Here is a 12,813-nt window from a genome sequence, read left to right as displayed (position 1 = left end):
GGGGGGGGGGGGCAAAACCCAGCAAAATTAAGAGCATGTCCAGAACGCCGAGGAAACGACGAACGCCCGCTGTGACGAGATTGTGAGCCTTCTGTGCATCACCGCCGCGGGCAGGGCTTGAATCGATACGCAAGCCGTCACTCCCTTCGTCCAACTCTGGCGAAGGGAGCATCGGAAGACGACTTAGCGGGACTGACGGAGGCGTTCGGCAGCAGCGCGATAGCGTTCGTATTGGTCGCCCTCGTCGGAGGCGATCTGGCGGAACATCGCGGCGGCGCGGCTGTCGCCCACGGCCTCGGCCTGATCCGCAAAGCCGACATACATGGTGACGTTCTCGTACTGCTCGCCGGCCATCGCATCCACCGGGTTGGCTTCGTTCGTGCCATCCAGTTTCAGGGCGTCGGCCTCGCGCGCGAAATGCTCGTTGGCTTCGACGTTGGCGGAGCTTTCGAACAACTGGGCCAGTTCGGCATTGCCGCTCTCGCGTGCGACCTCGGCGAAGCGAAGATACTTCAGATTGGCGAAAGCCTCGCCGTGCATGGCGGCCTCCAGATTGGCTCGCGTCTGCGGATTCAGGTCCTGGGCGGCTGCCGCCCCGGCCGAGAGAGCGATGGCGGCGACGGCGGTGGTCAGAAGGCTCTTGAGGGTCATGGGAAGTCTCCGGTGTCTGGCGTGCGCCCGATGCGCGGATGCTGTCTCGGCCCGAAGCCTGACCGGAGCCTGACGACCGGACCTGGCTCCGCAGTTGCAGACAGCGTCGCTTTCAAACGAGCCGTCAGGTCGCCGTCAGCTTCGGACATCAGGTTGGCGTCACCGGGCGATGTCGTCCGGCGACCCGTCCATCTTCTCGAGGCTCCCCTTGAACAATTTCCTGATCCCCTCGGCCGTCGCCCTGTCCCTCGCCGTAGCGGTCGGCGTGGCCATGAGCTTCGCGACCACGGCCTCGGCCGGCCCGGTCTGCACCACCGCGCCCCGCGCCCAATGGCTGGCCGAGGCCCAGATGCGGACACGCGTCGCCCAGTTGGGCTACACCAATATCCGCGTCTTTCAGGTCAGCGGCAGCTGCTATGAGATCTATGCCCGCGCCGCCAACGGCCATCGTGCCGAGGTCTATTTCAACCCGGTGACCGGCGCCGTCGTCCAGAACAACGAGGACTGAGCCCCGTGACCAGGGCAACCGCGGGTCTGGGGGATGGGCCGGTCGTCCCATCCCCTGCGGCGACACCCAGGCGAACGAAGGTCTGGGATCCGGTGGTACGGCTGTTTCACTGGACGCTGGTCACAGGCATCGTCGCCAATCTGGCCGTGTTTCGCGAACTGAAGGCGGTTCACCGCTACGTCGGCTATGCGATCGTCGCAGCGATCGTGATCCGGCTGGTCTGGGGCTTGATCGGCCCTCGACACGCCCGTTTCTCGGACTTCGTCGCCGGCCCCCGTCGCCTGGCCGGCTACGTGACGGCCATGATCCAGCGGCGCGAGCCACGCTACATCGGCCATAATCCGGCCGGCGGCCTGATGATGATCGCGCTGATCCTGCTGTCGCTCTTCTGCGGCGTCACCGGCTGGATGATGGGTCTGGACGCCTTCTGGGGCGCACCCTGGCTCGAGGCGACCCATGAGACAGCCGCCAACACCATCATGGCACTCGCAATCCTGCATGTGCTCGCGGCGCTCGTGGAAAGCTGGCGTCACCGCGAAAATCTCGTCATGTCGATGGTGACCGGTTGGAAGCGCGCCGCCAGCGGAACGGATGTCGACCATGCGTCTCCTCCTCGTTGAAGACACGATCCGGCTGGGCGAGCTCCTCAGCGAAGGGCTCGCTCGCGACGGATTCGTCGTCGACTGGCGCCAGAACATCGAGGGTGCGGCCGAGGCCGTCGCCAGCGCTACCTACGATCTGATCCTTCTCGATCTTGGCCTGCCGGATGGCGACGGGCTCGACTGGGTGCGGACGCTGAGGCGGGCGACAGACCTGACGCCCATCCTGGTGCTGACCGCGCGAGGCGGGCTCGACGATCGCGTCACAGGGCTGGACGCCGGGGCGGATGACTATCTGGTCAAGCCGTTCGAAGCCTCGGAGCTGTCCGCCCGATGCCGGGCGATTCTGCGACGGCCAGGTCAACGGCTGACCCCCGTGCTTCAGGTCGGACCTCTCGCGTTCGACGTCGCCTCGCGCCAGGCGGTGCACGGCGACCTGCCGATCGAACTGTCACGCCGTGAAGGCGATCTCCTGGAGGCGCTGATGCGCCGGGCGGGGTCGGTCGTGACCCGGGGATCGCTGGAAGAGTCGCTCTATGCGTTCAACGAGCCGGTCACGCCCAACGCCGTCGAGGTGGCCGTCTCAAGACTGCGTCGCAAGCTCGACGATGCGGGTTGCACAGGGATGCTGCACACCGTCCGTGGGCTGGGCTATCTGATGCGGGACACCGTCGCTTGACCCGTACGCCGTCCATTTTCCAGCGACTGATGCTCGGGTTCGCCCTGATGAGCGTCATCGGCGGCTTCATCCTGCTTCTGTTCGTCGGGGTCGAATACGGCCTGTCGTCCCGGGCGAGGCGAGACGAGATCCAGTTCGCGGGGATCGCGAACGAGGTCGCCGACCATGTCGTGGTGCCATTGTTGGTGCTGATCGTGCCCATGACCCTGGCCGCACTCTGGGTCATACGCTCATCCCTGCGGCCGCTGAGCCTTGCCGGCGCACGGATCGAGGCCGCCCAGGCGGCCGACAAGGGCTTTCGGGTCGATGTGCATGACTTTCCGGCCGAGGCGACGGGTTTCGCGGATGCCGTCAGCGGGATGCTCGCTCGCCTGGACGAGGCCGCGACTCGCCAGGAAGCCTTTGCCGCCGACGTCGCCCATGAGCTGAGAACGCCGCTGGCTGTCCTCACGCTGGAGCTGGAACGGCTGGAGTCGATCGAAGGGCAGAGGCTGAAACGGGATGTTTCGGCGATGTCGCGACTTGTCGATCAGCTTCTGGTGCTGGCGCAGCTCGACGCGCAGGCGGCGGCGCCCGTGCCTGCGACCCCGGTCGATCTGGCCGAAATCGCCACGGAAATCGTCTCGCAGTATGCCCCCCTGGCCGTCGCCGAGAACAAGTCAGTGGCGCTGGAGCTTGATGGTGGCGTCCTTGTCGAAGGCCGCCGCGAAGCCATTGCCGCCGCCCTTCGTAACCTCGTCGAGAACGGGCTCCGGGTGACGCCTCCCGGAAGCACAGTGATCGTAGCGGCCGGGCCAGGCGCAAGGCTCTCGGTGGTCGACGGCGGGGGCGGGCTGACGTCGGAACGCCTCGCCGACCTCAGCCAACGGTATCGCCGTGGAGATCACACCAGCACAAGCGGAGCCGGTCTGGGATTGGCCATCGTCTCGCGGATCATGGCGGCGCATGGTGGACGGATAGAGACCCGGCCGGACCGGTCCGAACTGATCCTCGTCTTTGCTCCGGCCAAGGAAAATCAAACATGAGCCGACTTGAACGCCATCCCGAACGCCATCTGGTCTCCCGGATCGGCTGGCTGCGCGCCGCAGTGCTGGGAGCCAATGATGGACTGGTATCGACCGCCAGTCTGATCGTTGGCGTTGCCGCCGCCCAGACCAGCAAGACAGGGATCCTCGTCGCAGGCGTCGCGGGGCTCGTCGCCGGGGCCATGTCGATGGCGGCGGGCGAGTATGTTTCGGTTAGTTCTCAAGCCGATACCGAGGCCGCCGACATGGTCCGCGAGCGCGCCGAGCTGGACGCCGATCCCGAGGCCGAAACCCGCGAACTGGCGGCCATCTACCATAGCCGGGGCGTCGATACGCAGGTCTCGCTGGAGGTCGCGCGCCAGCTTATGGTCCACGATGCGCTGGGAGCTCATGCGCGGGACGAACTGGGGCTGTCCGAGCATACGGCCGCACGCCCGATCCAGGCGGCCCTGACGTCAGCCGCGACCTTCTCGGTGGGAGCGCTCCTGCCGCTGGCGGTGGTGGTCGTGGCGCCCGGATCGCTGCTCGTCGCGCTGGTGTCGGGCTCCGCCCTCGTCGGTCTGGCCCTGCTGGGCGGCGTCGGCGCCAGGGTCGGCGGCGCCGGCATCGTCAAGGCCGTATTGCGCGTCACCTTCTGGGGAGCTTTCGCCATGGGGCTGACCGCAGGCATCGGCCACCTGTTCGGGACCGTCATCTAGCCTGGCAAGGCCCCGAACGGCTCAGTCTTCGTCCGCTTCACCGGCCTCGCCGCCCTCACCCCCTTCGCCGGCTTCGCCATGCGCGCCCGGTGTGAAGGCCTGCGGGTCGATGCGGGTCGCGGCATAGGCGGACGCCGCAACGACGAGGACGGCAAGGGGTACGGCCAAGCGCGCGGGCGGAGCGGCATCCTGGGCGTTCGGGAAGTGGGTCGTCTTCTTGCGGCCGGTGATCATGGCGCCGATCAGATTGTCCCGGGTCAGGAACGACATCGCCACGACCGCGACGACGTGCAGGGCGATCATCGCCAGCAGGATGTAGGCGATGGCCTCATGCCCGTCCTCTCCGCCCGTGATCCCGGTGAAGGTTGTCGCAGCGACCAGGGCCAAAAGGACCAGCACGGCGATCCCGCCCAGCGGATTATGGCCCAGCGAGGCATGGACCTGCCCCGCGAACAGACCCCTCACATGGCCCGCCATCCGCGACGGACGGATCAGGTTCGCGAAGCGGGCGTGTTCGCCGCCCACGAAACCCCAGACCAGCCTGAAAGCGATCAGGACCGCCGCCACCCAACCCGCAGGGACGTGCCAGGGCGACAACGCGCTGCCCTCCTCGGACGACAGGAAGGCGACCGCGATGGCGGCCACGAGGAGCCAGTGAAACAGGCGAACGCCCCAGTCCCAGGTCTTGATGATTCTGATCGCCTGTGGAGCCGTACTGGTCATGAAACTCTCCGTTCGATCGCATGCTGGGCTCAAAGTCTGACGTCAGCCTGACGTCGGCGAGGTCCCGTTCACGCAGAGATGCCCCGGGCGGCGAATGCCCGTCACCGCCCTCACAGGCATGCTGTCAGACAAGGCTGACGGGTTTGCCCGGGCCAAACTCGCGGGCAGGTTCCGAGACGTCGATGAATCGACTTTCTGACACTGGCGCGGCCGCCTTATCGGTGAGTGTGCAACGCGGTCATTGCTGGAAGCCAGACAGGACGAACGACGGAGAAGAACGGTGACGCACGTCCCTGCGCTGCCGTGACCTGCACGCTTTACGCCCGAGCGTCATTCCCCGAAACGGGACCGGGCCTTCCCTGCCTGCCACCACCACCCAGGCTGTTCGACGAAAGTCGATCTGCCCGAAGCGGTCGATCGCTGTCACGGTCCGGATCGACGCTGCCTGCGCGGCGACAGAACAGCCGATCAACGGCGAGATTTGGGAGGATTTCTATGACCGACAGCGCCGTGGGTGCGCCCGCTATGGACCAGCGAGCCCTCGACAAGCGATCCCGCCTTGTCATTCTCGCCTCGTCCGTCGGCACCGTGATCGAATGGTACGACTTCTATCTGTACGGCTCGCTGGCCGCGATCATCACGGCCCAGTTCTTCTCGGGCGTGAACGAGACCACAGGCTATATCTTCGCGCTGATGGCGTTTGCGGCCGGGTTCGCGGTGCGCCCCTTCGGAGCTGTCTTCTTCGGACGGCTCGGCGATCTTTGGGGTCGCAAGAACACCTTCCTGGTGACCATGCTGCTGATGGGCCTGTCCACCTTCGTGGTTGGTCTGTTGCCGTCCTATGCCGCCATCGGCATCGCGGCGCCGATCATCCTGGTCGTCATGCGCCTGATCCAGGGCCTGGCCTTGGGCGGGGAATATGGCGGCGCCGCAACCTACGTCGCCGAGCACGCTCCCAAGGGCAAGCGGGGCTTCTTCACCTCCTTCATCCAGATCACGGCGACCGCCGGTCTGGTTCTCAGCCTGCTGGTGATCCTGGGCGTCCGCCTGGCGGTCGGCGAGGCAGCGTTCGCTGACTGGGCCTGGCGCATCCCCTTCCTGGTCTCGATCCTGCTGCTGGGCGTATCCCTGTGGATCCGCCTGAAGCTGGACGAGAGCCCCTCGTTCCAGAAGATGAAAGCCGAGGGCAAGGGCTCGCCCACGCCGCTGAAGGACTCGTTCCTGAAATGGCCGAACCTGAAGCTGGTGCTGATCGCCCTCGTAGGCCTGACGGCGGGCCAGGCGGTAGTCTGGTACACCGGCCAGTTCTACGCCCTGTTCTTCCTGGAACGGGTCATGAAGGTCGATGCGACCCTGGTCTATATCCTGCTGGCCATCGCCCTGATCGCCGCCTCGCCCTTCTTCATCTTCTGGGGATGGCTCTCGGACAAGGTGGGACGCAAACCCGTGATCCTGGCCGGGTGCCTTCTGGCCGCCCTGACCTATTTCCCGCTGTTCCAGGCCCTGACGACCGCGGCCAATCCGGCCCTCGCCCATGCGACGGCGTCCCAGCCGGTCACCATCTATGCAGATCCGGCCGACTGTAACGTGCAGTTCGATCCGGTAGGCAAGACGGTGTTCAACCAGTCCTGCGACCTGGCCAAGTCCTATATCGCCAAGGCCGGCGTCAACTACACGAACCTGGCGGCGCCTGCCGGCGCCGTCGCCGAGGTCCGGATCGGAGACAGCGTGGTCTACCCCAGCTTCAGGGGCGAGGCGCTTCCCACGGCCGAGTTCGCGGCCGCGAAGAAGACCTGGGAAACCGGCTTGGGCGGCGCGCTGGCCACTGCAGGCTATCCCGCCAAGGCCGACAGCGATCAGGTCAACAAGCCGATGGTGGTGCTGATCCTGTTCATCCTCGGCTTCTATGTGACGATGGTCTACGGGCCGATCGCGGCGGCGCTGGTGGAGATGTTCCCTACCAACATCCGCTATACCTCGATGTCGCTGCCCTATCACATCGGTAATGGCTGGTTCGGCGGGTTCCTGCCGACCACGGCCTTCGCCATGGTCGCGGCGACCGGCAACATCTTCTACGGCCTCTGGTATCCGATCATCGTCGCCCTGGCGACGGTGGTGCTGGGCGTCCTGCTGGTCAAGGAAGGCAAGGACGTCGACCTGAACGCCTGACACGACGCAGGGCGGCAAAGGCAGGGGCGGGTGGATCGGCAATGATCCCCCGCCCTTTGCCTTGCAGGGCCAGACCCAAACCCCTCTAGATGATCTTGATGTTCAGTCTGCTGATCCTGGCGATGGTCGCCGCCTATATGGGGGTGCTGTTCTTCGTCGCCTGGCGGACGGAACGGCCGGGGCCTCATGCGCCCGTCCGTCGACCGGGCCCTTGGGCCTATGCCCTGTCGCTGGCGATCTACTGCACCTCCTGGACCTACTATGGCGCGGTCGGCACGGCGTCCCGCGACGGCTGGGAGTATCTGCCGATCTACATCGGTCCGGCCCTCGGGATCGTCGTCCTGTTCCCGATCTGGCAACGAATCGCCGCGGCCGCCCGGCGCGAGAACATCGGCTCGATCGCCGACTTCATCGCCGCCCGATATGGAAAGAGCCAGACGCTCGGGGCCCTGGTCGCCAGCGTCGCGATCATGGGGTCGCTGCCCTATATCGCGCTGCAGCTGAAATCACTGTCCATGGCCTGGCAGCTGGTAACCGCGGGCACGCCCGTCGCCGGGTCCGAGCGGCTGACGGTCAGCGTCATCGCCTGCATTCTGGCCGGGTTCACCATCCTGTTCGGGGCGCGTCGCCCGGACCTGACCGAGCACAATCGCGGCCTGATCCAGGCCATCGCCCTGGAGTCGATCGTCAAGCTCGCGGCGCTCGTGGCCGTCGCGAGCTTCGCGGCCCTGCTGCTGTTCGGCTCGCCTTCGCCCGACGCGGTGACGGCCGCCCTGAAGGATCTCGCCGCTCCCCCGGTCATCGACGCGCGCTTCATCGCCATCACCTTGCTGGCGACGCTCGCCATCTTCTGCCTGCCGCGCCAGTTCCACGTCGCCTTCGTGGAGGAGTCGCAGCCCGCCCAGATTCGCCGCGCGCGCTGGGTCTTTCCGATCTATCTCCTGATCACCAGCCTGGCCGTCGTGCCGCTGCTCGCGGCAGGCGGCGTGTTCACGCGGATCGCCAACCCCGACCTGTATGTGTTGGACCTGCCCTTCTCCCAGGGCGCCACGCTGCTGACCGCCGTAGTCTTCGTCGGTGGTTTCTCGGCAGCCACCGCCATGGTGATCGTGGAGACCGTCGCCCTTTCTGCCATGGCGTCCAACAGCCTGATCCTGCCCTTGCTGGCCCGCGGTCGGTGGCGGCGGCGAGAGGATTCCTCGGACGTCGCCAAGACCATCCTGCAGGTTCGTCGGATCGTCATCTGCGGCATCCTTCTGTTGGCCTGGCTCTATTTCCAAGCCATCGATCGCTCGTCCGGCCTGGCGTCGATCGGCCTGACGTCGTTCGCCGCCCTCGCCCAGCTGGCGCCCGCGCTGTTCGGCGCGGTGATGTGGCGAGACGGCCATGCACGCGGGGCCATCACCGGGATCATCTGCGGCACGGCGATCTGGCTATTGCTGCTGGCCTTGCCGCAAATCGGCTCCACTCTTGGCGCCGGCGCGATCCGGCCGTTCGGTCTGGATGACGCCCTCCCCGCCGCCGTCTTCGTGAGCCTGGGCCTCAATACCCTGGTCTATGTCCTGGTCTCGCGCGCCGCCCAGCCACGACTGATCGATCGCATCCAGGCTCGCGCCTTCGTCGATCGCCTGAGTGCGGACTGGCGGGAACAGGCGTCCGCCCCGTCCGGCGCCTCGGTAGGCGATCTGAAGACTCTGGTCGCCCGGTTCGTAGGCGATCCCGGGGCCGAGCGGGCCTTTGCTGCCTTCGGGCGAGAGACCGGCCGCGTCCTGAAGGACGCCGAACCGGCCGATGCGGGCCTGGCGCGTGCGGCCGAGCGGATGTTGGCGGGCGCGGTCGGGGCCTCCTCGGCCCGACGGGTCATCTCTGCGGCGCTCGCCGGCGGCGGTCGCGCGCCGGAGGACGTGGTGCGCATGCTCGACGAGGCGTCCCAGGCAGTCCAGTTCAACCGGGAACTGCTGCAGGCCACACTCGACAACATCGACCAGGGTGTCAGCGTGGTCGATGAGGACCTGCGACTCATCGCCTGGAACGCCCGCTATATCGAACTGTTCGGCCTGCCGTCAGGCTTCGTCCACGTCGGCCAGCCGGTGGCCTCGGTCTATCGGCTGAATGCCGAGCGGGGTGAAGTCGAACAAGGCGATCTCGAAGCCTGGATCGAGCGGCGACTGGAGGCGCTGCGACGCCGCGAGCCGCATGACCACGAGCGCGCTCAGCCGACCGGTCGCATCCTCAAATCGACCGGCGCGCCGATGTCCGGGGGCGGCTATGTCACCAGCTACACGGATATCACTGAGCTGCGCCGCGCGGCCCTCGCGCTGGAGGAGGCCAACGAGCAACTTGAGGCCCGCGTGGCGGACCGGACCGAACGACTGGTCGAGGCGAAACAGGCGGCTGAAGACGCCACGGCCTCCAAGACCCGCTTCCTCGCCGCCGCCAGTCACGACCTGCTGCAGCCGCTTCACGCCGCCCGGCTATTCATCGCGGCGCTGAAGGAGGGCAAGGGCGCGCAGGAGCCCGAGACCTGGCGTCTGGTGGACAACGCGGATCGTTCGATCGAATCCGCCCACGGCCTGCTGAAAGCCCTGCTCAACCTCTCACGGCTCGAGGCCGGCGGCGTACGGCCGACCGTCGGGGCCCTGTCGGTCGAGGCCCTGTTCTCCGACATACGGCGCGAGTTCACGCCCCTCGCGGTCGAGAAGGGGCTGCGACTGAGCGTCATATCATCAGGTCGATGGGTGCTGTCCGACGCCGATTTGCTGCGCTCCCTGCTTCAGAACCTGATCGGAAACGCCATCCGATACACCGACAAGGGCCGCATCCTCGTCGGGGCGCGCAAGATCGGCGAGACGTTGAGGATCGACATCCTGGATACCGGTCGCGGCATCGCCGAAGATCAGCGGGAGGCGATCTTCACCGAGTTCACCCGGCTGCCGGGACAGGGCGGCGACGAGCCTGGCGTCGGACTGGGTCTGGCCATCGTGCACCGGGTCGCCAGCTTGCTCGATCACCCGCTGGCGCTGCGATCCAGCCCGGGTCGCGGGTCCGCGTTTTCGGTCACCGCACCGCTCGCGGAGGCCATCGCCTCGGCGCCGACGCCGCAGCTTTCTCTGCAGCTTTTGTCGACGGGGCTGCGGGTCCTTTGCGTGGACAACGAGCCGGTCATCCTCGAGGCGCTCAGCGCCCTGCTCACGCGCTGGGGCATGACCGTCGTGACGGCCCCGGACGCGGCCTCGGCCGTCGCGGTCAAAGGCGCATTCGACGCCGCCCTGATCGATCTCCATCTGGGCGAAGGCCCCGATGGCCTCGTCGTGATCGAAACGCTGAAGGCGCGCGGCGTCGGCCATCTCGCCCTGATCAGCGCCGATGCCGACCCGACCCTTCCCGCGCGGGCGGCGGCGGCTGGAGCCGTCCTGATGTCCAAGCCGGTCAAGCCGGCGAATCTGAAGGCATTCCTGTCCAGCAAGAGAGGGACCTGAGCGGCGTTCGCCTTCTACCTCAGCCCCCCGTGGTCAGAGCCTGGGCTGCGATCACGGCCTGCGTCCGGTTATGAACGCCCAGCTTGCGGAACACGCCGGTCAAATGCGCCTTGATCGTCGCCTCGGTGACGCCGAGGTCGAAGGCAATCTGCTTGTTCAAACGTCCATGCTGCAATCCGATCAGGATCTTCAGCTGGGATGGCGTGAGGCTGGCGATCCGCGCCTCCATGGACTCGACCACCGGGGCATCCGGCAGGACCGGAGCCCATACCTCGCCGGCCAGGATGGACGCCAGCGCCTCGACCATCATCGCCAGGGTGGCGGACTTGGGGATGAAGCCCGCCGCGCCGAATGCAAGCGTCCGACGGACGGTGGCCTCATCTTCGCTGGCGGAGACGATCGCGACCGGTGCAGCCGGAAAGTCGGCGCGAATGCCGGCAAGGCCGGCGAAGCCCTCGCTGTCCGACAGCTTCAGGTCCAGCAGCAGCAGATCGACCGGGCCGGCCGACAGGGCGGCGCGCGCCCCGGCGAGGCTGGACGTTTCCTCGATCAAGGCCATGGGCGCCGCGCGCATCAGCGCCGTCGCGAGGGCAGCCCGGAACAGGGGGTGATCATCGGCAATGACGATGCGGTCCATGATGACGTCTGCTCCCGGGCCGCGCTCTGGCGGCGCGTGCCCTGCGCCACTCTGACACCCCCCGACCTTGGTCGTAACTAGACCAATGGCTAATGGCTCCAAAGCGGTTCCTTCCGGAAAGGTCTCGACAGGCGCGCATCAGACGCGCCCCGGGAGGAAACCATGCTCAGACACATCCTGATGGCCGGCGTCGCAACGCTCGCCCTGATCGGCGCTCCGGTCCGGGCGCAGGACGGCGCCGCCGCGCTGGAGGCCCGGATCGCCCTGCTGGAGGCCCAGCTGGACGCGCTGAAAAGCGAGGTCCAGGCGTCGCACGCCCAGCAGACAGCCCAGGCGCGGGACATCATCCGCATCAACCAGACCGTCGCCGCCGGGCCGCCGGCGCCCCCGCCCGTCGTCGCCCCGGCGGACGGCTTCCGCATCGGCAACAACGTCCTGAAAATCGGCGGCTATGTGAAGGCCGACTTCATGGCTAGTCAATACAGCGGCGGCGACCCTGCGAACGGCGACCTGTTGCGCGACTTCTACCTGCCGGGGGCGATCCCCGTCGGTGGCGCGGACGAGCGTACAGCGACCGACTTCAACGCGCGTCAGACCCGGTTCTGGCTGACGACCGACGGCATGATCGGCGGCCACAAGGTCGGCACCCGGATCGAAATGGACTTCCAGGTCCTGCCGGGGACCGGCGACCAGCGGACGACCAGCCCGTCCACTCCCGCGCTGCGCCGCGCCTTCGTGACCATCGACAACTGGCTGTTCGGCCAGGAGTGGACGAACTTCCAGAACCTTGCCGTCCTGCCCGACACGGCCGACTATGTCGGGGCTTCCGAGGGAACCGTCTTCAACCGTCAGGTCCAGGTCCGCTACACGCGCGGACCGTTCTCGATCGCGCTGGAGAATCCCGAAACGACCGTCACGCCCCATCTCGGCGCGACCCGGATCGTGGCCGACGACAACAGCCTGCCTGACCTGACCGCCCGCTATGCGATCTCCCGGCCATGGGGCGAGGCCTCGGTCTCGGGCCTCGTGCGCCAGTTGCGGTATCAGACGACAGGCGTCGGCGCGATCGACTCCTCGACCGCGGGCTGGGGCCTGTCCGCCGCAGCCAGGATCAAGGTCGGCGCCGCCGATGATCTTCGTCTGATGCTGTCCGGCGGCGAGGGCGTCGGCCGCTACATCGGCCTGAACTTCGCCAACGACGCCGTCCTCGACGCGTCCGGAGACCTGCAGGCGATCCGCCTTGTCGCCGGCTTCGCCAGCTATCGCCATATCTGGTCGCCCCAGTGGCGCTCGAACCTGACCTGGTCGGCCCAGACCGTAGACAACGACCGGTCGATCATCGGACTCGCGGCCAACAGGTCCGCCCAGAGCGTGCGGGCCAACCTGATATGGACGCCCATCCCGGCCATGGATATCGGCGGCGAGCTCATGCATGGCGAGCGGGAGCTGGAATCGGGGCTGTCGGGTGATGTGACCCGCCTTCAGGTGTTTGCAAAATATGGCTTCTAGCGCTGTGAAGGTCCCCTCCATGACCGACCCCGACCTGTATCCCGTTCCCGTCGAATGGGCCGAACGCGCCCATATGGACGCCGCCGCCTACGAGGCCGCGCGGCTCGCGGCGCGCGAGACGCCGGACGCCTGGTGG

General features: G+C 67.1%; 11 protein-coding genes. 8 read left to right on the top strand and 3 right to left on the bottom strand.

All coding sequences use genetic code 11. From position 1 onward, the window contains the following. Window positions 1–183: 183 nt before the first annotated feature. The gene (locus ACP7AU_RS16860) at window positions 184–651 is read right to left on the bottom strand and encodes a ferritin family protein (protein ID WP_426052156.1); all 468 of its coding nucleotides are present in this window, start codon (window positions 649–651) and stop codon (window positions 184–186) included. Window positions 652–859: 208 nt separating this feature from the next. Between ACP7AU_RS16860 and ACP7AU_RS16855 the strand changes: the two genes are divergently transcribed. The 5 genes from ACP7AU_RS16855 to ACP7AU_RS16835 are packed head-to-tail and all read left to right on the top strand — an operon-like array spanning window position 860 to window position 4,160. Continuing rightward, a complete protein-coding gene (locus ACP7AU_RS16855; protein WP_426052155.1) occupies window positions 860–1,159 on the top strand; it encodes a PepSY domain-containing protein in 300 nt (99 codons plus the stop codon). Between the two features lie 5 nt (window positions 1,160–1,164). Beyond that, window positions 1,165–1,779 (top strand): cytochrome b/b6 domain-containing protein, encoded by a 615-nt coding sequence (locus ACP7AU_RS16850; RefSeq protein WP_426052154.1) that lies wholly within the window; start codon window positions 1,165–1,167, stop codon window positions 1,777–1,779. After that, window positions 1,760–2,437 (top strand): response regulator transcription factor, encoded by a 678-nt coding sequence (locus ACP7AU_RS16845; RefSeq protein ID WP_426052153.1) that lies wholly within the window; start codon window positions 1,760–1,762, stop codon window positions 2,435–2,437. Before ACP7AU_RS16850 ends, ACP7AU_RS16845 begins: the two co-directional genes overlap by 20 nt. Continuing rightward, window positions 2,434–3,462, top strand: a complete 1,029-nt coding sequence (locus ACP7AU_RS16840; RefSeq protein ID WP_426052152.1) for a sensor histidine kinase — start codon at window positions 2,434–2,436, stop codon at window positions 3,460–3,462. The genes ACP7AU_RS16845 and ACP7AU_RS16840 overlap by 4 nt, the downstream gene beginning before the upstream one ends. Then, window positions 3,459–4,160: a VIT1/CCC1 transporter family protein gene (locus tag ACP7AU_RS16835; protein ID WP_426052151.1), complete on the top strand. Its 702-nt coding sequence runs from the start codon at window positions 3,459–3,461 to the stop codon at window positions 4,158–4,160. Before ACP7AU_RS16840 ends, ACP7AU_RS16835 begins: the two co-directional genes overlap by 4 nt. A 21-nt stretch (window positions 4,161–4,181) precedes the next feature. On the opposite strand, the gene ACP7AU_RS16830 is transcribed toward ACP7AU_RS16835, so the two are convergent. Then, a complete protein-coding gene (locus tag ACP7AU_RS16830) occupies window positions 4,182–4,883 on the bottom strand; it encodes a cytochrome b/b6 domain-containing protein (RefSeq protein WP_426052150.1) in 702 nt (233 codons plus the stop codon). Window positions 4,884–5,378: 495 nt separating this feature from the next. On the opposite strand from ACP7AU_RS16830, the gene ACP7AU_RS16825 reads away from it, so the two are divergent. Together ACP7AU_RS16825 and ACP7AU_RS16820 are read left to right on the top strand one after the other, a co-directional pair. After that, window positions 5,379–7,052 carry an MFS transporter gene (locus ACP7AU_RS16825; RefSeq protein WP_426052149.1) on the top strand — a complete coding sequence of 558 codons (1,674 nt, stop codon included), beginning with the start codon at window positions 5,379–5,381 and terminating at the stop codon, window positions 7,050–7,052. Window positions 7,053–7,150: 98 nt separating this feature from the next. Beyond that, window positions 7,151–10,531 carry a hybrid sensor histidine kinase/response regulator gene (locus ACP7AU_RS16820; RefSeq protein ID WP_426052148.1) on the top strand — a complete coding sequence of 1,127 codons (3,381 nt, stop codon included), beginning with the start codon at window positions 7,151–7,153 and terminating at the stop codon, window positions 10,529–10,531. A gap of 19 nt (window positions 10,532–10,550) precedes the next feature. Here ACP7AU_RS16820 and ACP7AU_RS16815 read toward each other — a convergent pair whose 3' ends face one another. After that, window positions 10,551–11,168, bottom strand: coding sequence for a response regulator transcription factor (locus ACP7AU_RS16815; RefSeq protein WP_426052147.1), 618 nt, complete (start codon window positions 11,166–11,168; stop codon window positions 10,551–10,553). Window positions 11,169–11,330: 162 nt separating this feature from the next. Between ACP7AU_RS16815 and ACP7AU_RS16810 the strand changes: the two genes are divergently transcribed. Beyond that, window positions 11,331–12,677, top strand: coding sequence for a DcaP family trimeric outer membrane transporter (locus tag ACP7AU_RS16810; protein WP_426052146.1), 1,347 nt, complete (start codon window positions 11,331–11,333; stop codon window positions 12,675–12,677). The last annotated feature ends 136 nt before the right edge of the window (window positions 12,678–12,813 follow it).

The sequence above is a fragment of the Brevundimonas sp. SL161 genome (assembly GCF_049896985.1).
Classification (GTDB): Bacteria; Pseudomonadota; Alphaproteobacteria; order Caulobacterales; family Caulobacteraceae; genus Brevundimonas.
Note: the sequence above shows the minus strand (reverse complement) of the source record. Positions and strands in the feature narration are given on the sequence as shown.

What these genes read in the sequence shown, in the direction of transcription:
- ACP7AU_RS16860 (WP_426052156.1), bottom strand. Translation starts at nt 651, where the DNA reads ATGACCCTCAAGAGCCTTCTGACCACCGCCGTCGCCGCCATCGCTCTC.
- ACP7AU_RS16845 (WP_426052153.1), top strand. Translation starts at nt 1,760, where the DNA reads ATGCGTCTCCTCCTCGTTGAAGACACGATCCGGCTGGGCGAGCTCCTC.
- ACP7AU_RS16835 (WP_426052151.1), top strand. Translation starts at nt 3,459, where the DNA reads ATGAGCCGACTTGAACGCCATCCCGAACGCCATCTGGTCTCCCGGATC.
- ACP7AU_RS16830 (WP_426052150.1), bottom strand. Translation starts at nt 4,883, where the DNA reads ATGACCAGTACGGCTCCACAGGCGATCAGAATCATCAAGACCTGGGAC.
- ACP7AU_RS16825 (WP_426052149.1), top strand. Translation starts at nt 5,379, where the DNA reads ATGACCGACAGCGCCGTGGGTGCGCCCGCTATGGACCAGCGAGCCCTC.
- ACP7AU_RS16820 (WP_426052148.1), top strand. Translation starts at nt 7,151, where the DNA reads ATGTTCAGTCTGCTGATCCTGGCGATGGTCGCCGCCTATATGGGGGTG.
- ACP7AU_RS16815 (WP_426052147.1), bottom strand. Translation starts at nt 11,168, where the DNA reads ATGGACCGCATCGTCATTGCCGATGATCACCCCCTGTTCCGGGCTGCC.
- ACP7AU_RS16810 (WP_426052146.1), top strand. Translation starts at nt 11,331, where the DNA reads ATGCTCAGACACATCCTGATGGCCGGCGTCGCAACGCTCGCCCTGATC.